Source organism: Streptomyces sp. NBC_00572 (genome assembly GCF_026341815.1).
Taxonomy (GTDB): domain Bacteria; phylum Actinomycetota; class Actinomycetes; order Streptomycetales; family Streptomycetaceae; genus Streptomyces.
This window is the reverse complement of sequence record NZ_JAPENX010000001.1, coordinates 5878299-5898821: the sequence shown is the minus strand read 5'-3', so window position 1 is coordinate 5898821 and position 20523 is coordinate 5878299. Positions and strand designations below refer to the sequence as shown.

The window sequence follows — 20523 nt, the reverse complement described above, 5'->3', positions numbered from 1 at the left end:
CCTTCCGGGCATCGGCCGTTCCCCGATTCCATCGTCTCTCCGGGAGGGTCGCGACGCAGCTCGAACGGGCCCGCGGGTCAGGGCGTACTCGGCGACGGGCGGGCGGGGGCGCGGGTACCGCCACCACATCAGGGCACGGGGCTGACCCGCCGCCCGACCGGGCTGCTGTCTCCGGGCGACCCGCTCACGTTCCGCGCGTGCCCCGCGCGGCCCAGGCCCGCGCACGCAGGGCGATCGAGCCGTCCGCCGCCGGGGGCAGTGCAGAGCGCAGCCGCTCACGCAGCCCCGCGCGCTGATCCTCCGACAGGGAGGCCACATAGGCGGGCGCCGGCCCCTGCCCTCCCAGGAACGGCTGCCAGTAGTCGTCGAAACCCGAGAAGCGGGTCGGCACGCTGATCTCGTCCACTTCGACGTCCTCAAGCCCGGCCCCGACCAGCAGCTCACCCAGCGGCGCCCGGCCGCACAGGGGAAACCTGACGGCCTCGTCCAGGTCGGCCGCGTCCGCGTCCAGGGCGGACGCGGCGTCCCAGAAGGCACGGATGGCCTCCATGCCTCCCTCCTCGAAGTCCCAGACGTACGCCCCCACCAGCCCGCCGGGCCGGACCACACGAACCATCTCGGCGGCCGCCCGTGGTGCGTCCGGTACGAAGTTGAGCACGAGCCCGCTCACGGCGACCGACGCCGTGGAGTCGGCGAAAGGCAGGTTCACCGCGTCGGCCAGGACGAACCCCGCCCGCTGGTCCGTGACGCTCTTCCGCGCGTACGCCACATAGCCGGCCGACGGGTCGACGCCGACGACCGTCACCGGTTCGGCCACATCCAGCACAGCCTGCGTCACCGCACCCGTGCCGCACCCGACATCGCGCCAGCTCCCCCCGGGAGCCGCACCCATCCAGCGAACGAACCGGTGTGCCACCAGACGACTCCACCGGCCTACGTACGGCTCGTACGCCTCACCAGCCACCCACATCGGCTCACACCTCTCCGGAATCCACCATTCCGTAGCCATCCTGCAGCGCCGACGAGGCAGACGACGGCACCACCGAGCCGACGCACGGGCGCCTCACCCTGCCTGTCTGCGCTCCGCAGGCTGCAGCCGCTGCCTCTCCTGATCAGTCGGTCCGCGCACATGGACGGGTCGGCCACCACGCCTCCAGCGGTCGGATCGGACGTCACCGCACATCCAACCGCTATGCGGTCACAGCGCTAGCGGAGCCGGTCGAGGAGCGCCGGCAGCGCCGTGCCGATCGGCTCGCGTACGACCTCGTCGGCTACGGGGTCGTACGGGGTGGGCTCGGCGTTCACGATGATCAGCCGGGCGCCGTGCTCGGCCGCGATCCCCGCGAGGGAGGCCGCCGGCTGGACCTGGAGGCTGCTGCCGACCACGACGAACACCTCGGTGGCCTTGGCGATCGACATGGCGTTGCCGAGCACCACCGGATCGAGCCGCTGCCCGAACATCACCGTCGCCGACTTCAGGATCCCGCCGCACTCCCGACACGCCGGGTCGTCCTCACCGGCCCGTACCCGGTCGAGCGCCTCCGCCATGGCCGAGCGCGCGTGGCAGGCCGTGCACACCACCGCCCGTGCCGAGCCATGGAGTTCGAGGACCTTCCGCGCGGGCACCCCAGCGGCCTGGTGCAGCCCGTCCACGTTCTGCGTGATCACCCGCAGCGGGTTGCCGCTCGTCCGCTCGTACGCGGCGATCGCGCGGTGCGCCACGTTCGGCTCGGCGCTCAGGACCGGACCGTCGAGGCGCATCCGCCACGAGCGGCGGCGGATCTCCGGATCGGCCATGTACGGCCCGTACGTGACGAGCCGCTCGGCCTCGGGGTCCTTCCGCCACATGCCGTTCGGACCCCGGTAGTCGGGGATGCCCGAGTCGGTGGAGATACCGGCACCACTGAAGATCGCGACCATCGTCATACGAGGACCCTAGGCACCACCCATCCGCTCCCGCGAGCGGGTTTCCCGGAGCTGGGTTCCCGCCATGGCCAAGGTGAGCATCGGACTCGACGCCGAACTCGTGGTGGAAGTCATGGTCCTGGCCGGCATCGGCAACGGAGCTCTTGCCGACAGCCGTCGCCCTGGCCGCGGCAGCAGCGAGCACCGGGCGCGGCGGGCGCCGGGCCGTCTGATGGCCGACCGCCTGCGGCAAGGCACTGAGCAGCGCATTCACCCGTTGTTGATCACATGTCGATCCGTGTACGGCACGGTGGTCCGAGAACGGACCACCGCACTTTCTCGAACAGGTGACAGACATGGTCAAGATCGGCCTGGGAGCCCCCCAGTACGGATTGTTCACGGACCCCACCGTGATCTCGGAGTTCGCCGCCACGGTCGAAGCGATCGGCTTCGACAGCCTCTGGGTGGGCGACCGCGCCCTCGTCCCGACCGAACCCCGTGACACGTATCCCGGCGGCGGTCCGCTACCGGAGGCCTACCGCACCTTCCTCGACCCCGTCGTCACCCTGTCCTTCCTGGCGCACGCCACCCGACGGCTGCGTCTCGGAACCAGCACGCTGAACGCGCCCTTCTACTCGCCGCTCCTGCTGGCCCGTTCGCTGACGTCCGTCGACATCCTCAGCCAGGGCCGGCTCGACATCGGATTCGGGCTCGGCTGGTCGTCCGACGAGTACGAGGCCATCGGTGTCCCCTGGCAGGGGCGAGGGGCACGGCTGGAGGAGATCCTCGACGTCCTGGACCACGTCTGGTCCGGCACGTCGGCCGCGTACAAGGGGGCACTGTGGAAGATGCCGAGTGCGCACATCGAGACGTTCCCCGTACAGCGCCCCCGCCCGCCGGTGCTCCTGGGCGGTTTCACCCCGGCCACCCTGGAGCGCATCGGCCGGCGCGCGGACGGCTGGGCGGGAGCAGCGCTGCCGATTCCCCAATTGACCCACGTCATAGGCCAGATCAGGCAGATCGCGGAAGCCAACGGGCGTGACCCCGAGGCCCTGCGCACCGTCGTCCGGGTGAACCCCGTGGTGACGGCCGAGACCGCTCCGGGCGACACCGTTCCGCGTCGGGGAACGGTCGCGCAGGTGTCGGACTACCTGCTCGCCGCCCATGCGGCCGGGGCCGACGAGGTCCTGATCGACCTCCAGCAGACCGCGCGGAACGCGGAAGAGCTGACGGACCTCGCCCACCGCTTTCACGACCAACTGAGCAAGGGCTAGGGGGTGTTTCGAAAGTCCTGTGCGGTGCCCGCGGTGTCCGGTGCGTGCCCTCGGCGTGCCGGACGAAGGCCCTCGATGGGGGTCCCCCCGCTCGAGCGAAGCCGAGAGTGGGGGAGGAGCTACTTGGGCCTTTGGCCGGTGCGGCGAGGGGGCGTGCCGGGCGCCGCGGGTGCTGTGCGGGACTTTCGAAACACCCCCTAGGGGTGGTTCAGGGCCGGCAGTAGGGAACGCCGGTCGCGTGGTCGGCGTCCGGGGTGACGGTGCTCCGGCCGTTGAAGCGGGTGGTGGCGGCGTACGCGTTGAGCGATGGGTCCGTGGATGCTCGCGGTGTTCCCCCGTTCCTCGGCCGGTCAGGCGCCGAGCCGGTTGATCTCGGCGGTCCGCAGGATGTGGGGCCCGGCACCGTTCAGGCGGGTGGCGGCGAGCATGGCGCGGCCCACCTGTTCGGTGCTGGTCACGAATCGGGGGGCCACGCGGCGGATGACCGGGTAGAGCCATGAGGTGAGGCGGTACATCACGCGGTACCAACGTGTGCCCGAGGTCTCGCCGTGGAGGGGCTGGATCCATCCCGGCCGGAAGGCGTAGGCGTGCATGTCCATGGCCAGGAGGGCGTTCTCCGTGCGGCCCTTCACCCGGGCCCAGGCCGAGCGGCCCTGCTCGGTGCTGTCGGTGCCTTCTCCGGAGACGTAGACGAAGGTCAGGCCGGGGTTGCCGGCGGCGACCACGCGGGCGGCCGCCAGCGTGTAGGAGTACGTGATCGTCTCGTACTCGACGGCGTCGCGCCCGGCCGCGGAGACACCCAGGCAGTAGAAACACGCGTCGGCCCCGGCCAGTTCGCCGGCGATCGGGGTGAGGTCGGCGAAGTCGGAGTGCGGCACCTCGCGGAGCTTGGGGGCGGTGCGACCGAGCGGGCGGCGGACGACGGCGAGGACCTCGGTCACTTCGGGGTCCTCCAGGCAGGCGCGCAGCACACCTTGGCCGACCATGCCGGACGCCCCGAACAGGATCACCTTCAACGCGTGGCCTCTCTTGGGTGGTTCGTACGGGGTACGGGGTGGTGCGGAGCGGCAGTGACCGCGGACGACCTCAGTGCCCGGCCCGCGAGGCCCGACGGGTTCGGCTTGCTGTCTCGCGGAGCAGCAGGGCGGCGGACGCCGGGGCCGCGGGGCCGGAGGTCCGTGTCGCGAGGGTTGCGCCATGGTGGCGTACGGCGTCGAGGCGGAGGCGTTGGACCCCGATGAGGGCCCGCAGGAAGGGCCTGTACGAAGGGGCCGCCACGCCCGGGAGGGAGGCTGCCGCCGTCAGGTCGGTGTCGGCCAGGTCCGCCTGCTCCTGGACGAGCCGGCCCAGCGCCGCGTCGGGCCGCGTGAGGTCCGCACCGTGGCGCGCCACCGCGTCGGCGGGGACGCCCGTCCGGCCCGCGCGCAGGTCCTCGGACAGGTCCTCCAGGAAGTCGATGCGCTGCATGCCCCGCATGAGGCGGTGGCAGCCGCCCGTGAACGCCTCTCGCGCGGACGTCTCCGCGGGCGCGAGGAGGCAGGCCGTGAGCATCAGCGCGGGCAGGGAGTACTCCTCCACGTACCGCTCCAGCTCCTCCTCGTCCGCGATGGTCCGCCACGCGACCTCGCGCTCACAGCCCCGCAGGAACGCGTCCACATACGTGCGTACGTCCGGGTGGCGTTCGACGGTGCGTACCAGGCAGCGCAGCACGGGCAGTGCGGAGTCACCTTCGGCGAGAGCCTTCCGTACGAGCCCGTCCCATTCCGTGAGCGCGGACGCTCGTTCGTCCGGTGTTCCGCGGTCGATCCGATCGTCGGTGTCGTGCATGAACGCGACGGCGGCCACGACGTGCGGGACCAGTGCGGCGGGCAGCAGCAGGCGTACGGCCGCGTACTCGGCCGTCGCGAAGCTCCGCACCGCCTGGCGCTGCGCGGTGTAGTCCCGCCGTAGCCGTGGCTCCCTGACCCCGGCCCGGCCCAGGGCCCGCTTCCACATGCTGGTCTCCTGCCGTCGTCGGCTGCGATCTTACGGGCCCGGGCTGCGAGGTAGCGCTGTGGCTCCGGCCCCTCCCGACCGGGAGGCGCTCGTCCAGCCGGCCGGCGCGCTCGTGGCCGCCTCCCACGGTGAGTACCGAGGCTGGGGGCCGGTCGTCCTCTTCGCCGCCTGCACGGCCGCGCGCCTCGGTGAGGTCTCCGGCTGTCGGGGCGGAGACATCGACACGACCGACTGGCCCGTGCGAGGTTCGCGCACATCGTGTGCGCCTGCACCGTCCCGTCACTCGATCCGCGAGAGTCACGCCGTATCCCGCGGGCGCGACAGGCTGGCGCGGTACACATTCGGCATCCCGAGGCAGGAGCTCACGAGCCCTGACCAGTGACCCGCGGCACCGGAATCGGTGGCGCGGGTCACTGCCGTCCCTGCACGCCCGCGGTTCGGGCGGCCCGCGTCAGGCGCCGGCCCGGCGCCTGCCCCGCACGCGGCGCGGGTACGGGAAGAGCCGCGGAGAGCGCTTCGCGGCAATGTCCTCGACCCAGCCGAAGGTCAGCACCAGCAGTCCGGTCAGGGGGATCGCCACCATCAGCGGAAACCACTGGCTGACGAGCAGCCACTGGAAGTTCTCGTAGAAGAAGCCGACGGACCAGAGGGGGTCTATCAGCGGGATGGCGGCCACCAACGCGGTCTGGTGCCAGAGATAGACGCTGACAGCGCGTGCGTTGAGCAGGCTGATCAGACCGTTCCAGCGTTCCAGCGGTCGGGGCCACTGTTCCCAGGAAGGACTGATGTGGAGCAGGAGGGCGACGAAGCCGAAGGACCACAGGGCCTGGGCTATCGGCCAGCTCTCCATGTCGGTGTGCACGGTCGGATCGACCGGCCGGGTCTGCAGGTACCACCAGCCGGCCACCATGATCAGCGGCGCGACGGACGGCACGACGTACTGCGGGATCTTCTTGAGCAGACCCTCCTGGTGAGCCATGCCAAGGATCCAGCAGGAGCCGAACATAGCGAAGTCGCTGAGGTTCTCCCAGACCCGGCCGTAGAGGAACTCCTGGTCGATGAAGAAGGTGTTCAGCACGATCGTCAGCGCGATCGGCGCGGACAGCGTCACCACCGGCATCCGCCGCAGCGCCCACAGCATCAACGGCGAGAGCAGGACGTACCAGAGGTACGCGCGGAGGTACCAGAGCGGGACGACGACCTGCACCGCCCAGCTCGGCCCCACAAGATGGTCGAAGCCGTTGAGTGATTCGGCGTACGGCGGAGTGCTGAGCGGCACGAGCCAGAACAGCAGCTTGCCCCACCACCAGTTGGGATGCCCCTCGGCGTCGGGCCCCCAGCCGTCGACGATCTCAAGGGTGAGTACGACCGCGCCGAACAGCCACATCGGCGGCAGGAGCCGGCGCATGCGGCCCCGGATGACTCCCAGGGCGGGACGGCTGAGCGAGCGTGTCATCAGCGCCCCGGCCAGCGCGAACATCACGCCCATCGACGGGAAGACGACGGGCAGCCAGAACCAGCCGAAGTTGTGGTAGATCACCACACGGACCAGCGCCAGCGCGCGCAGCAGGTCGAGGTAGCGGTCTCGGCCGCCCTTGCGCGGGGACGGTGCCGACGGCTCCGGCTGGGACTCCGGCTGGGACTCCCGTCGCAGAGCGGCGGGGATCCTCAGCCGGACGGTGTCCTGGCTTCCCCCGAACTCGAAGGATGCGGTCATGGTCAGGCCTCCACCGGTGCGGCGACCTCGCCGGTGCGCCGGAGCTTCTGCCAGCGCAGTCGGCCACCGGTCAGCGCCGTGATCGTGGACTGCAACAGGACGATGTACATCAGCTGCCGGTAGACCAGTTGCTGGATCGGCAGGCTGATCAGATGCAGGGGCTTCTCGCCGTCGAGCCGGAAGGCGTACCAGGACAGCACGGCCTGGAGCAGGATGAAGCCGCCCCAGCTGGCGAGGGTGATCGGGGCGTCCGCGAACAGCACGCCGTACAGCAGGAACATGTCGACCAGCGGCGCGAGCAGCGGGGCGACGACGCCGAACATCACGACGAGCGGCAGCCCGAGCCGGCCGAAGCGTCCGGCCGGGCCGCGGGAGATCACGGCGCGGCGGTGCTTCCACATCGCCTGCATGCTGCCGTAGCTCCAGCGGTACCGCTGGGACCAGAGCTGCTGGAGGCTGGCGGGGGCCTCGGTCCAGGCGCGGGCGCGCTCGGCGTAGACGATCCGCCAGCCGTCGCAGAGCACCGCCATGGTGATGTCGGTGTCCTCGGCGAGGGTGTCATCGCTCATTCCGCCGACCCGCCGCAGGGCCTCCTTGCGGAAGGCGCCGACCGCGCCGGGGATGGTCGGGATGACGTTGAGCATGTCGTACATCCGGCGGTCCAGGTTGTGGCCGAGGACGTACTCGATGTGCTGCCAGGCTCCGATCAGGCTGTCGCGGTTGCCGACCTTGGCGTTGCCCGCGATCGCGCCGATCGCCGGGTCGCCGAACGGCTGGACCAGCTCTCGCACGGTGGACGGCTCGAAGACGGTGTCGCCGTCCATCATCACGATGATGTCGTGCGACGCGGCCGCGATGCCGACGTTGAGCGCGGTGGACTTGCCGCCGTTGGCCTTGCGGATCAGCCGGACGAACGGCAGACGCATCTCCTCGACGATGTCCGCGGTGCCGTCCGTCGAGCCGTCGTCGATGACGATCACCTCGATCGGATAGTCGCTGGCGGCGAGGGAGTTCAGGGTGTTCGCGATGCACTCGCGCTCGTTGTAGGCCGGGACGAGGACGGTGACCGGCTCGGTGACGGGCGGTCCCCACGCGTCCCGCCGCCGGGAGCGCCGGGCGTGGAGCGGCGCGAGGACGAGCATCAGCGCGAACCGTCCGAAGTTGAGGAAGCCGACGACGGCCAGCAGAGCGACCAGCACCGGCAGGGTGAGCACGGCGGCCTGGGTGGCCCAGATGAAACACTTGCCCGCCCACAGCTGGTAGCCGTGCACCGGCACGGTGGCGTCGGTGGCGCCGAGCGCCTCGGAGATGGTGGCGAAGCGGTACCCCTCGCCCTGCAGCTTCTCGATGATCTGCTCGAGCGCGGCAAGGGTCTCGGTACGGTCGCCACCCGCGTCGTGCAGCAGGATCAGCTCGCCCGCGCCGGGCTTGCGCGGCATCGCCGCCTCGACGATCGCGTCGACACCGGGACGTTTCCAGTCGTCGGTGTCGCGGTCGATGAACGCGGTGAGGTAGCCGTGGGAACCCACGTACTTGATCACCGGGTAGTTCCAGTCGTCCAGCGCCGAGGCGTCGGAGGAGTACGGCGGGCGGAACAGCGCACTGTGGACGCCCGCGACGCCGGCCAGCGCCAGCTGCGTCTGCGCCAGCTCCCAGCCGATCCGGGTTTCGGACTGGTACACCAGATCGGGGTGGGTGAAGGTGTGCACGCCGATCTCGTGGCCGCCCGCGACGATCTGCCGGATCAGCTCCGGGTGGCGCGTGGTCATCGCGCCGGTCACGAAGAAGTCCGCGTGGATGTCGTGGGCCGCGAGCACGTCCAGGATCTTCGGGGTCCACTCCGGCGAGGGGCCGTCGTCGAAGCTCAGGACCACGGTGCGGTCGGGGATCCGATAACTCACGGGGCGCTCGTTCCTGGTGCCGCGCGCGTCGATGATCGGGCCGCCCTTGAGCAGGTTCTCCGGCACGGTCGTCTTGTCGACCGAGGTCGCGATCCGGGTGTCGTGGAACGCCTCGTTGGTGGCGAGGCCGCGCAGGACGAGGAGCGCGAGCAAGCAGGCCAGCAGGGACAGCGGCATGAAGAAGCGCAGCGGCGGCGCAGCCAGTCGGCGCGGTCTCAGCAGGGACTGCCGACGACGCTGGTGGCGGGACAAGGGCGCTCCTGGAGATGGGTGGTGCGGACGATCAGGCACGCTCGGCCCGGCCCGCGGGCGTTGCTCCGGGCGGCACGATGATCGCGGCATGCCATGGAATGTCCCGATGTTCGGCGTGATGGCCGAACATTTCGGGTGGGGTGTCGCAGACCGCGCCCTCTAGGGCGAGGAGGGCGACAAGGGCCCCTTGGCGGGCAAGTACAAGGGCTTCGGCGGTATCCCCATCGCCGGGGCGTCCGACTGCCCACCGATGAGGCTGCTGCCCATGGCGGCCGCCAGGATCGCTCCGACCACGGAGACCGGCCAGCCGAAGCGCCGCAGCAGACGGCTGCGCAGACCCGACTGGTCGACGAACACCGGTGCCGGAGCAGGCTCCCCCTGACGTGATTCGGCCACGTCGGGCTGTGCCGAGTGGAGCGATCCGCGCCCGGAGTATGTGGCGGCTTGGCGCATGACTTGTGGCCTTTTTGTGCAGGGTGTGGAGACTGCTGAAGCGTAGAGCGGACCGTAGCGCATGACCTGAATCGATTGGTGTGCGATGTGCGTTTTTGACACAGTCCGATCGGATGTCGTAACCGGATCGGAATGTCAACGGGCGCCTCCCGACCCTTGGGTGGCCGGGTCGCGAACACGAGGCGGGATGGCTTGAATCCTTCGCTAGGATGACCGCTCAATTCATGCGATCAGCGATTGCCCCGCATGCAACGGGCGTGTCCAGTCACCGCCTCTACGCCCCAAGGAGCCTGCGTGAGTCAGCCCCGCCGCACCTCTCGTCGCCGAGCGTGGACCGCGCTCACGCTGCCCGCCCTCCTGTGCGTACTCGCCGCGTGTTCCGCCGACCCCGCGACCGGCGGGGGCTCCGACGCCGCCGGGCCCGCTCAGGACGCCTCGCCGACGCCCACCGGACCGCCGGGAACCCTGTTCGACGACTTCAACTACACCGGCGCCGACGACCCTTCCCTCGCCGCGCACGGCTGGGAGATCCGTACCGGCGGAGGCGGCCCGGGGATCAAGGACACCTGGAGCGCCGACGGCGCCGCCTTCCCCTCCGACCCGACGGCCCAGGGGGGCAAGGTCCTACGACTGCGCTCCTCCACCGACGGCACCGAGCAGGGCACCACGCAGGTCGAGGTGCAGACCACGGGCCGGAACTTCTTCAGGGGAACCTTCGCCGCCCGGGTCCACCTCAGCGACAAGCCCACGAACGGACGCGACGGCGACCACGTCGTCCAGACGTTCTTCCCGATCTCCCCGTCGGACTCCTCGGAGAACTACAGCGAACTCGACTTCGAGTACCTGCCGAACGGCGGCTGGGGTTCGGTGGGTCCGCAGCTAGACAACGTCAGCTGGTACAGGGCCGACCCGCCGGACCGGGTCCACAACACCCTCAAGCGGCGCCTCGACGGCTGGCACACCATGATGATCACCGCCATGGACGGAAAGGTCACCTACTCCCTGGACGGCACGAAGCTCTTCACCAGCTCCGGCAAGTACGTCCCGCGCGAGCAGATGGACATCCACTTCAGCAACTGGCTCATCGACCTCCCCTTCACCGGTGGCCCGCGCATCTGGGACATGAAGGTCGACTGGGTCTACCACAAGGCCGACGAGGCCGTCTCCCAGGCGGACGTCCAGAAGACGGTGGACGGCTTCCACAGCACCGGCACCGACTACATCAACACCGTCCCGAAGCCCTGACCCCACCCGCTGCACGGTCGTCCCCCTCGACGTGCTGCTCACCGAGCGGGAGATCACCTACCACCTGGAGGACCGCCGGCGGACTTCACCCGTGACGTGCCGGCCGAGTTCGGTTCCGCCGTGGGCACGACCATCCCCCTGATCTACGACTCTTTCGAGTCGGGAAGACAGGATTTGAACCTGCGACCCCTTGACCCCCAGGAGTAGGGGTCATGGGGATTGTCGTGACATAACGGACCAATTCTGGGCGCGAGTTGTGTGAGAACACCCAGGCCCTTCGCCACCGCGCACACCGTGTGGTCCCCAACTGGTCCCCACGGAGGAAGTGCTGTTGCACCATCGGAAGGCAGCGAGAAGGACGTCTCAGCCGAGGAGCGAGCTTCCATCACCCGTTGCGGTGGCGTGCGGACAGCATCCTGCCGCAGGCTAGAACATGGGTGAGGAGCGCAGGCGGCCGAGGACCCCGCGCACCGTCTGTCTCGCCGGTCACACCGGCTCGCCGGCATCCCTCGCGTGGGCCCTCTCGCACACCGTCCTCACGGCTGGAGTCGAGGAACGAACCACGCGGACGGCTTATCGGTCTCCCCGGCCGCCGCGACGACTCGGGCTGTGTCCACCTCTCGCTTGCCGGCGCCGCGGAAGAGGATGCACCGCCCCGCTCCGCGCCTGGAGGTCGGACGTCACCGCCTTCCTGCGCTGGACCGAACGCACTGTCCCGCGGCCGGGAGAGCGAGCACCTCGACCTGGACGCCCTCGTCTCCCAGATCATGATCAACACCCATCCCTCTGACCCGCAGCGGTGGGATCCTCGTGTCGTGGCCCAGATGCGTACCGTGAACGCCGGGAGCCCTGGTCGCGGGGAGGTGTTACAACTGGGTTGTGAGCCCGTCTCGTCTCTCGTACCCGGCGTACCGGTGCGGTCGAACCTAGGCAGAAGATTCGGAAGCGTCGCCGGACAGGTCTTCGTCCTTCAGGTGGCGATCGTGGTGCTGCTCGCCGCCGGGGCCCTGCTGGCCCTGGTGCTGCAGTCGCGGTACGACATCGACCGCGAAGCGCGCAACCGGTCGGTTTCCGTGGCTCAGACCTTCGCGAACTCCCTGGGCCTGCAGGAAGCGCTGAGGTCGCCGGACCCGTCCGCGATCCTGCAGCCCCTCGCCGAGGAGACACGCAAGGACGCAGGCGTGGACTTCATCGTGGTGATGGACACGAACGGCATCCGCTACAGCCACCCCCAGCCCGACCGCATCGGCGAGCGGTTCGTCGGCACGATCGAGCCCTCACTCGCCGGCCAGGTGCACACCGAGAGCGTGGAGGGGCCGCTCGGCAAGGAGATCCAGGCGATCGTCCCGGTCACCTCGCCCGAGGGTGAGGTTGTCGCCCTGGTCTCGGCAGGCCTGACGGTGGAGAGCGTGACCGGCATCGCCGACCGCCAGCTTCCGGTCATCCTCCTGGCCCTCGCCATCGGTCTGACTCTGGCCACCGTCGGCACGGCGCTGATCAGCCGAAGACTGCGCCGCCAGACCCACGGGCTCGGCACGCAGGAGATGACCCGCATGTACGAGCACCACGACGCGGTGCTCCACTCCGTCCGCGAAGGGGTGCTGATCACGGACGGCGAAGGACGACTACTCCTGGCGAACGACGAGGCCGGACGGCTGCTCGGCCTGCCGGACGACGCCGAAGGACGCCCCGTCGACAAGGTAGGCATGGATCGCCGAATGGCGGAACTGCTGCTGTCCGGCCGGGTGGCCACCGACGAGGTACTGGAGGCCGGGGACCGGCTGCTCGTGGTCAATCAGCGGCCCACGGGCCCGCAGGGCTCGGCGGTCACCATCCGCGACTCCACCGAGATGCAGCTCCTGAGCAGCCGGGCGGAGACGGCCCGCAAGCGGCTCAAGCTGCTGTACGACGCCGGGGGTGACATCGGCACCACCCTCGACGTGGTCCGCACCGCGAAGGAACTGGCCGACGTCGCCGTTCCCCAGTTCGCGGACTTCGTCACGGTCGACCTGGCCGACCCGGTCCTGAAGGGCGACGAGCCCGGCCCGGGCGCCGACATGCGGCGCACGGCGGTCAGCGGCATCCGCTCCGATCACCCGCTGTATCCGCTCGGTAGCCTGATCGAATTCCTGCCGTCCACGCCGCAGGCCCGCGGATACGGCGCGGGCACAGCCGAACTCGTGCCCGATCTCCATGACGCGCCGGGCTGGCACGCCCAGGACGCGCCGCGGGCATCGGCGATCGTCGGCTACGGGATCCACTCGCTCATCGCGGCTCCGCTGAAGGCCAGGGGCGTCGTGCTCGGGGTGGTCAACTTCTGGCGGTCGCAGAAGCCGGAACCGTTCGACGAGGACGACCTGTCCCTGGCCGAGGAGCTTGTCGGCCGCGCCGCGGTCACCATGGACAACGCCCGCCGCTACACCCGCGAACACCATCTCGCCGTGACGCTCCAGCGCAGCCTGCTGCCGCGGGATCTGCCCGAGCAGAGCGCGGTGGACGTCGCGCACTTCTACCAGCCCGCCCAGTCCGGAGTGGGCGGGGACTGGTTCGACGTGATCCCGCTGCCGGGCAGCCGCGTCGGGCTCGTCGTCGGAGACGTCGTCGGGCACGGCCTGCACGCCGCGGCCACCATGGGGCGGCTGCGCACGGCCGTGCACAACTTCTCCTCCTTGGATCTGCCGCCCGACGAACTCCTCGCCCGTCTCGACAACCTCGTCCAGCGCATGGACCAGGAAGGCGACAGCACACCCTCGGACGGCGGTGTCCTGGGCGCAACCTGCCTGTACGCCGTCTACGACCCGGTCTCGCAGAACTGCACCATGGCGCGGGCAGGGCACATGCCCCCGCTCGTGGTCGCCCCGGACGGCACGACGACGATCTCGGAACTGCCGGCCGGTCCCCCGCTGGGGCTGGGAGGCATGCCGTTCGAGAGCATGGAACTGCACATGGCGGAAGGCAGTCAGCTCGTCCTGTACACCGACGGGCTGGTCGAGGAGCGGAGCCGGGACATTTCAGAGGGCTTGGAAAGGCTGCGCACGGCGCTGAGCCACCCCGACCGAGACCCGCAAGCCAGCCGCCGCGCCGTGCTCGACGCCCTGCTCCCGGTCCGGCCGGCCGACGACATCGCGCTGCTCATCGCCCGGACACGGACTCTGGGCCCCGGCCGGGTCGCAGAGTGGGACGTACCGTTCGACCCGAGCGAGGTCGGCGCCGTGCGCGGCCTCGCGGCCGGGCAACTCGAGGAGTGGGGCCTGGAGGAACTCGCCTTCACCACAGAACTGATCCTCAGCGAGCTCATCACCAATGCCATCAGGTACGCCGCCGCGCCAGTTCGCGTTCGTCTGTTGCGCGATCGCACGCTGACCTGCGAGGTGTGGGACGGCAGCAGTACCGCCCCGCATCTGCGGTACGCCGCCACCACGGACGAGGGAGGCCGCGGACTGTTCCTGGTGGCCCAGCTCAGCGAGCACTGGGGCACCCGGTACACACCGGAAGGCAAGGTCATCTGGGCCGAACAGGTCCTGCCCACCACGGGCAGCGCCCTCTCCTAGAGTGCACTTGTTCTGCTGACCGCCGTCGCCCTCGTCATGTCTCTAAGCCACCCGCTTCCGCGGGTCACCACCTCGCTACGCCCTGCGCAACACCAGCAGACCAAATCGTCGACCGCCATCCACGCGCCGAGCAGCAGGTGCGCCCTCGGAGGTTGGCGATCGCCTGGCGGCGGCCCAGCCTCGGCCGTGACGCTGCCGGGCCGCCCGGTACGGCAAGCCGCACGTGTCCACCCGGGTCTCGGAACGTTCACCCTCCGGGCACAGCGCTCAAAGCAATGTTCAGGAGCGTCTTGGCGGCTCGCCCGGCATCCGTGAACACCTGGGCGTCGTTGCAGGAGGCTGCCGGCGGTGTACGCCCGAGAGGTGCTGTGGGACGTGATGTGGCCCGGCCAGATCCCGGAGGGCTCTCTCCACTGCTACTGGAAGCTCAGTCGATGGGGGTGGAACGCGTCTGTGGGGCAGGTGTGGATACGAAGGTATCCGCGCCCCAGGTACACGCCCGTGGGGGTGATGACGTGCCGGTACAGATCGGGGCGGCGGTCTTCCAGCGGAGCCCAGCTCTCCGAGGCGGGATCCCACTCGACGTAGTGGGCGGTGAGGAGCGGGGGCATGGAAGTGCCGCACGTGGTGCAGTCGACGGTGCGCGGGTCGGTGAGGTGCCAGGTGGCGAAGCCGCCGACCTTCCAGCCCGGGGCGAGGGACAGGTCGCTGGAGTACTCGGTGGGGAAGTCCGCTTCCGCTTCCTGCTCGTCCTCTTCGAGGCGCTCCTCCTCCCACGTCGCAATGGCTTCCTGCAGATCCTCGGGGAGCAGGCCGAGGTATTCATGTTCGACGATTTGCTCGGGGTGGAGGTCGCAGGGCTGGGGAACGCACTCGGGTGAGCCGACGACAAGCGGCTCGGGCTGTTCGCTGAGTACAGCACCGATGTCCTGGGTCACGGCGGCCGGGGCGCCGTCGGCGCGGCGCGCGAAGTCGACGCGGTTGCCATTTCGGTCCTCGACCGCGGACAGCCAGTAGGCGGTCGAGGACCGGTAGGGGTTGCCGGTGAAGCTCCGGACCGGACCCCCGTGGGGGTCGCGCACCTCGTAGGTGGTCGCGTCACCGTCGACGCCGCCATGGACGAGGGGAAGCCGGTAGCCCTCCAGAGGGAAGACCTGCTCGCCGCCGGGGCGAGGCAGGCGCGGGTAGATGAGCAGAGAGCCGTCCTCACGAGCCCAGATGGCTCCGCCGCCGAACACGTCGACCTCGATACGTTCGTCGAGGGTAGACGCCCAACTGGGCCCGAACCACTGACCGTAGCGGTAGCTCGATACGTGGGTTCGGCGCAGCGTGAGCGGGAGCACCCCAGGCAGGACGAGGTCCGTCCGCGGGAGCAACATCATCGCTGACCGAATTGGGCCTGGTGTGGGCGTCGGGACCGGAGTCTCTGCGCTGCTGAGACCCGCCGTTGCTGTCGGCATGGTCGCCCTTGCGCTGCCGGGCGAAGCGGTCGCGCAAGTCGTCGTCGTTGTTCTTGTGGTCGACGGATATGCCGTGGATCCCGGCGCTCACGCCGTTCAGCTTCGTGCCGGCGTTGTCGTGCTCGTCGTGCTCGTTGTGGAGGCCCTTGCCCTTGCCGCCGCCACCGCTGCCTCCGGCGGAGGCGAGGTTGAGGCCCTCCTTCGCGCCCTGCACACCCTCGTTGAAGCCGTCCTTGCCAGCCTGTTTCGTCTGGTCGAGGTTCACACCGTTCTGGACGCCCAGGGCGTCCATGCTGACCTGGACGACCAGGTCAGCGGCCATGTTCTCCAGCGCCGCCACCGCCGGCTCGGTCATCACCGAGACGATGTGACCGACCGCCTCCTCCATGGCCCCCCGTGATGAGCTTCAGCAGCTGCTTCTTCGTGAACGCGATCGCTCCGGCGCCCAGCAACGCGGACAGGCCACCGGTCACCGGGATCAGCGCCATGGCCAGACCAGTCTGACCCGCCAGGATCCCGAGCTCCGCGACCGCCTTCCACTTCATGGCCTCGATCGCGCCCGCCGCCATGTCGAGCGCACCCGCGATCGTACGGGCCGCGGACACCATGTCCTTGAGATGCTTGCCCTTGACCTTGCCCCAGTGCTCGTTCAGCGCGTCCATGGCCTCGCCGTGGCCCGACGACAGCAGGCGCTCCATGTGGTTGTTGGCGAGCTGGCCGTCGTCGGCGAGGTCGTCCGCGAACTCCCGCAGCGCGTCCGCCATCTCCCGGTAGGCGTCCTCGTCCACGTTGGGCCGGTTCACCCCCACCAGATCCAGCAGCGTGTCCGCCCAGTCCGGCACCGTGACAGCCATGATGTGAAATCCCCCATATGACGATCAGTCAGCCACGCAGTCCTACCACGGTGTCTTGGTGAGGTGAAATGCGCTGCAGCAACCTGCCTGGATCCTTGGCGCAAAGCGTCGACGGTCTGGTGACCGCCACAGGTCACGCGCTTGCGACCCAAAGAGACACATACAGCGCACAGTTGACATCGTCGCGAATGCAACTGAGATTCGGGAGGCGGAGGACAGGCGCCCCGCAGAGCTCAAGGAGCGACTCGTCCGTCGGCCTCGCGATGCATCAACCCATCCGACGCGGAACGCAGAGAAGGTTCTTGCGCATCACGAAGCGCAAGGGGCGGCGATCGACTCATGCATGTGAGGCCGGAGGGATGACCTCAACTTCCCGGTCAGGACCATCGCTTCAGGCACTGTGCAATCGGTGAGTGGAGCCATCCTCAGTGCGGGCCCCACAACGTCGACGTTCGCTCGCACGGCAAGGCCCGGATGGAATGTTCCCGCGTCACGGCAGCGAGGGTGGACAGGCTGTTCCTTCACCGGGCCCGCGGCCCCACATGGCAGTGACCGGTGGCGCTTAACCGTGAAGGGCCTGCATGTGTGTGTTCACGAGCGCGTTTGGCAAGGGAGACGGGTACAGGGCAGAGGCGCGCGTTTGGGTCGTGGGTCTCCGGGACCGGAATGCCGTTGCGTTCGCGCCGGCAGTGGTGACGAACCACGTCACCACGTCGCTGCCGACGTGGGCAGAGAACGCACCCGAGCCACCCGGGAGGCCGGCAATGCACCTTGACCAAGCCAAGGGGCGCTTCCCCCGTCCAGTGCGCTGGTCCCCAAGTGGTCCCCAAAAACGATCAAGGGGCCGTTTCAGATTGCTCTGAAACGGCCCCTGATCTACGACTCTTTCGAGTCGGGACGACAGGATTTGAACCTGCGACCCCTTGACCCCCAGTCAAGTGCGCTACCAAGCTGCGCCACGTCCCGATGCGCGTCTCCGTGGGGCTTGCCCCGCGTCGTCGTGCAGGGGAAACATTACCTCACTCCGGCGGGTGGGTTGACGCACGGGCTGTCACCGCGCCGCAGGTGGCGGCCAGGGACCTCGCCTCGGCGAGGGTGGCGGCCGAGCCCGTCGCGTGGGCGAGGTCCAGGCGGGCGCGGGACTCCTCGTAGCGGGAGGGGGATGCGGCCAGGTGGGCGACGGCTCGGGTGAGGAGGCGGCGGGACTCGGGCCGGGTGGCGAAGAGGGACAGGCAGCGGAGGGCTTCGCCTCGGGCGGTGGGGGTGCCGAGGCGTTCGGCGTGGGCGTGGGCCTCGGTGGCGATCCGGGCCGCGCGGTCCGGGTCCGTCGTGGCGAGGGCGCGGGCGAGGTCGAAGGGCCAGGGGGCCCAGACGCCGTGGTGGCGGCCGCGGACGGTCAGCGCCTCGGCCGCCGCTTCCAGCGTGCCGACCGCCTCCTCGTGCCGGCCCTCGGCGAGCAGGAGCCGGCCCAGGACGCTGGGGCCGTCGGGCAGCACGATCGCGCCCGGCCAGGGCGGGCCGAAGCGGTAGCGGTCGGCGACGCTCCGGGCCTCGGCGGTACGGCCGCGGGCGAGCAGGGTGTCGACGAGGAGGCAGGCCGTGTCCCAGTGGACGGGGAGCCCGGTGCCGACCCGGTCGGCCAGGCGGAGTCCTTCCTCCAGGTGGTGCTGCGCCCGGGGCAGGTTTCCGCGCCTCCGGTGCGCCAGACCCAGGAGGGTGTGGGCGAAGGCCAGGTGGGCGCCGCTCCAGCCGGAGATCTCGAAGGCCCGGACCGCCTCGCCGAAGAGGGCCTCGGCCCGGTCGGGACGGTCGGCGAACGCGTACGCGATGCCGGTGAGCGCCGGGATCTCGAAGCCCCAGGTGGTGTCGGTCCAGCCCAGCCCCCGGGCGGGTGTGCCGTCGGCGAGGGCCCGGTCGCAGAGCCGTACGATCTCGGCGGCGGGTTCGCCGCGGAGCATCGCGTCGAAGGCGCGGACGGCGAGCAGGGCCCGCTCGGAGTTGTCGGCGCCGGTGAAGTCCGCGGTGAGTTCGGTGAGGCGGCGGGAGCGGCCGGGGCCGTCCTCCTCGGCGGCCTGGAACCCCTCGTACATGAAGTGCGCGGCCTGGAGGCGCCGTCGGCCGGTGCCGGGCGGGGTCCGGGCGGCCTCGGTCGCGACGGTCCTCGCGGCCTCCTGGAGCTGGTTGCTGTGGGCGAGGACCTGGGCGAGCCGGTAGGTGGCGTCGATGCGGAGGGCGTCGTCGAGGCCGGGCAGGTCGAGCGCGGAGCGCAGATGGCGGACGGTGGCTGCGGGCGCGGTGAGCAGGGACGCGCAGCCCAGTTCGTACAGGACGGTGGCGTACGTCTCGGGGCCCGGCGGCTCCGCGAGGGCCCGGTCCAGGCAGCGGCGGGCCGCGTCGGGGGCTCCGACGGCGAGGTGCTCGACGGCGGCGGCCCGCAGCCGTCGCACGACGTCCTCGTCGTCGTCCGGGTGCACTTCGAGGAGGTGCCGGGAGGCGGCGGCCGGTCCGTGGCCCGCCTCGGTGAGCGCCCAGGCGGCGCGCCCGTGCAGGGCGGTCCGCACGGCCGGGGACACCGATCCGTACACGGCGGTCGCGATGAGCGGGTGCGCGAACTCCAGGGGGCCGGTGGGTCCGGTGCCGGCCGGTGAGCCCCCGGGATGCGGCGCGGTCACGATTCTGGCCCGGCGGAGGCGGTCGGTGTGGTCGGCCACCTCGTTCGGGGTCATCCCCGTGAGCGCCGCCAGGAGCTGCGGCGTGCTGTCCGCGCCGAGGACGGCGATCGCCCAGGCGAGGCGGGTCGGACCGGCACCGAGCGCCTCCAGGCGGGCGACGAGGCCTCCGCCGCGCGTTCCGGCGCCGAGGTCGCGGAGGAGGGCGGCGGATCCTGCGACGGGTTCGACCATCCGGTCGCGGGCCTTGGCGAGCAGCTCGACCGTCTCGTACGGGTTCCCCGAGGTCACCGTCCACAGTTCGTGGCAGAACGGTTCGTCCGGCTGCCCGCCGAGCGCGTCGCGGGCCAGTACGGCGGTGGCGTCGGCCGTGAGGGCGTGCAGGCCCAGGGTCAGGACGGCGCGGTCGCGGAGCGAGGCGAGGGTGGCGGCTACTCCGGGGTCCCGGGGGTCACCCGACCCGCGCGGGTCACGCGGGTCATGCCGGTCACCCGGTTCGCTCCGTCTGCCGGGAGGGCTCGGCTCGTTCGGCAGCGGGCGGTGGGCCAGGACGATCAGGGCGGGGAGGTCTCCGTCCCGACGGGTCCGGGTGTAGGCGTCGAGCCAGGCCAGGGATTCCGCGTCGGCCCACTGGGCGTCGTCGACGAGCAGCACCGGAGGCCGGTCCCTCAGCAGTTCGGCGAGGCCGTCCAGGAGGCGGACGAGTCCGTCCCGTACGCCCTGCGGGTCGGCGGGCGCGGCCGGGGACAGGGGTGGCGGTGCGAGCCCGAGCGCGGGGGCGAGGAGGTCGAAGTGGTCGTGGAGGAGGTCACGGACCGCCGCGCCGCCGAGGCCGTCGAGGGCGGGCTGGAGGAGTTGGCGGGTCAGGTGGAAGGGGACCGAGGTGAGCGTCTCGCCGCCTCGGGCGGTCAGGACGGTGCACCGGTCCCGGGCGGAGCGGCCGATCTCGGCGAGGAGCGCGGTCTTGCCGATGCCCGGCTCTCCCCGGTAGACGAGGATGCCGCCGCCGTGCGCGGATCCGTCGGCGGCACCTCTCTCGACGGGTCCGGCCGCGGACCCGGCCACGAGGCTGTCGACGGCGTGGGCGGCCGCGGCGAGTTCCGGTTCGCGTTCGAGGAGGTTCCCTCGCGATGGGCCGCTGGCGGGATCCGTACGCCATGGAGCGGTAGCCGTCTTCAACGGCCGTGCGCGCGGCGGCTGTTCGGGTTCCGACGGCACCGGTGACTCACTCTCCCCACAAGAGCTGC

General features: G+C 70.6%; 12 protein-coding genes, 1 tRNA gene and 2 pseudogenes. 6 read left to right on the top strand and 9 right to left on the bottom strand.

Going from position 1 to position 20523, the window contains the following annotated elements:
• Positions 1-184: 184 nt before the first annotated feature.
• Together OG514_RS26935 and OG514_RS26930 are read right to left on the bottom strand one after the other, a co-directional pair.
• Positions 185-970: a class I SAM-dependent methyltransferase gene (locus tag OG514_RS26935; RefSeq protein ID WP_266899134.1), complete on the bottom strand. Its 786-nt coding sequence runs from the start codon at positions 968-970 to the stop codon at positions 185-187.
• A 236-nt stretch (positions 971-1206) separates the two neighbouring features.
• A complete protein-coding gene (locus tag OG514_RS26930; RefSeq protein WP_266899132.1) occupies positions 1207-1926 on the bottom strand; it encodes a Sir2 family NAD-dependent protein deacetylase in 720 nt (239 codons plus the stop codon).
• A gap of 64 nt (positions 1927-1990) precedes the next feature.
• On the opposite strand from OG514_RS26930, the pseudogene OG514_RS26925 reads away from it, so the two are divergent.
• Positions 1991-2062: pseudogene (locus OG514_RS26925) on the top strand (DUF2191 domain-containing protein); the annotation flags it as partial.
• A gap of 199 nt (positions 2063-2261) precedes the next feature.
• Positions 2262-3179, top strand: a complete 918-nt coding sequence (locus OG514_RS26920; RefSeq protein ID WP_266899130.1) for a TIGR03619 family F420-dependent LLM class oxidoreductase — start codon at positions 2262-2264, stop codon at positions 3177-3179.
• Positions 3180-3529: 350 nt separating this feature from the next.
• Here the strand turns inward: OG514_RS26920 and OG514_RS26915 are convergent, their stop codons facing one another.
• From OG514_RS26915 to OG514_RS26900, 4 genes are all read right to left on the bottom strand, one after another.
• Positions 3530-4189: an epimerase gene (locus OG514_RS26915; RefSeq protein WP_266900978.1), complete on the bottom strand. Its 660-nt coding sequence runs from the start codon at positions 4187-4189 to the stop codon at positions 3530-3532.
• 76 nt (positions 4190-4265) lie between these two features.
• On the bottom strand, positions 4266-5174 hold the full coding sequence (locus OG514_RS26910; RefSeq protein ID WP_266899128.1) for a squalene/phytoene synthase family protein: 909 nt from the start codon (positions 5172-5174) through the stop codon (positions 4266-4268).
• 451 nt (positions 5175-5625) lie between these two features.
• Positions 5626-6891, bottom strand: coding sequence for an acyltransferase (locus OG514_RS26905; RefSeq protein ID WP_266899126.1), 1266 nt, complete (start codon positions 6889-6891; stop codon positions 5626-5628).
• 2 nt (positions 6892-6893) lie between these two features.
• Positions 6894-8969, bottom strand: a complete 2076-nt coding sequence (locus OG514_RS26900; RefSeq protein ID WP_266900977.1) for a bifunctional polysaccharide deacetylase/glycosyltransferase family 2 protein — start codon at positions 8967-8969, stop codon at positions 6894-6896.
• Positions 8970-9231: 262 nt separating this feature from the next.
• Between OG514_RS26900 and OG514_RS26895 the strand changes: the two genes are divergently transcribed.
• From OG514_RS26895 to OG514_RS26885, 4 genes are all read left to right on the top strand, one after another.
• On the top strand, positions 9232-9426 hold the full coding sequence (locus OG514_RS26895) for a hypothetical protein (RefSeq protein ID WP_266899124.1): 195 nt from the start codon (positions 9232-9234) through the stop codon (positions 9424-9426).
• A 365-nt stretch (positions 9427-9791) separates the two neighbouring features.
• The gene (locus OG514_RS26890; protein WP_266899122.1) at positions 9792-10742 is read left to right on the top strand and encodes a glycoside hydrolase family 16 protein; all 951 of its coding nucleotides are present in this window, start codon (positions 9792-9794) and stop codon (positions 10740-10742) included.
• A gap of 433 nt (positions 10743-11175) precedes the next feature.
• Positions 11176-11532: an SsgA family sporulation/cell division regulator gene (locus tag OG514_RS39475; protein WP_353962705.1), complete on the top strand. Its 357-nt coding sequence runs from the start codon at positions 11176-11178 to the stop codon at positions 11530-11532.
• A gap of 124 nt (positions 11533-11656) precedes the next feature.
• Positions 11657-14293, top strand: coding sequence for a SpoIIE family protein phosphatase/ATP-binding protein (locus OG514_RS26885; RefSeq protein WP_266899120.1), 2637 nt, complete (start codon positions 11657-11659; stop codon positions 14291-14293).
• A 920-nt stretch (positions 14294-15213) separates the two neighbouring features.
• On the opposite strand, the pseudogene OG514_RS26880 reads toward OG514_RS26885, so the two are convergent.
• The 3 genes and pseudogenes from OG514_RS26880 to OG514_RS26870 all read right to left on the bottom strand — a co-directional run.
• Positions 15214-16607, bottom strand: a pseudogene (locus tag OG514_RS26880) (DUF6531 domain-containing protein); the annotation flags it as partial.
• Positions 16608-17499: 892 nt separating this feature from the next.
• Positions 17500-17573: transfer RNA gene (locus OG514_RS26875), tRNA-Pro, on the bottom strand.
• A 53-nt stretch (positions 17574-17626) separates the two neighbouring features.
• Positions 17627-20455, bottom strand: a complete 2829-nt coding sequence (locus tag OG514_RS26870) for an AAA family ATPase (protein WP_266900976.1) — start codon at positions 20453-20455, stop codon at positions 17627-17629.
• Between the last annotated feature and the right edge of the window lie 68 nt (positions 20456-20523).

What these genes read in the sequence shown, in the direction of transcription:
- OG514_RS26935 (WP_266899134.1), bottom strand. Translation starts at nt 970, where the DNA reads ATGTGGGTGGCTGGTGAGGCGTACGAGCCGTACGTAGGCCGGTGGAGT.
- OG514_RS26900 (WP_266900977.1), bottom strand. Translation starts at nt 8,969, where the DNA reads ATGCCGCTGTCCCTGCTGGCCTGCTTGCTCGCGCTCCTCGTCCTGCGC.
- OG514_RS26930 (WP_266899132.1), bottom strand. Translation starts at nt 1,926, where the DNA reads ATGACGATGGTCGCGATCTTCAGTGGTGCCGGTATCTCCACCGACTCG.
- OG514_RS39475 (WP_353962705.1), top strand. Translation starts at nt 11,176, where the DNA reads ATGGGTGAGGAGCGCAGGCGGCCGAGGACCCCGCGCACCGTCTGTCTC.
- OG514_RS26910 (WP_266899128.1), bottom strand. Translation starts at nt 5,174, where the DNA reads ATGTGGAAGCGGGCCCTGGGCCGGGCCGGGGTCAGGGAGCCACGGCTA.
- OG514_RS26920 (WP_266899130.1), top strand. Translation starts at nt 2,262, where the DNA reads ATGGTCAAGATCGGCCTGGGAGCCCCCCAGTACGGATTGTTCACGGAC.
- OG514_RS26905 (WP_266899126.1), bottom strand. Translation starts at nt 6,891, where the DNA reads ATGACCGCATCCTTCGAGTTCGGGGGAAGCCAGGACACCGTCCGGCTG.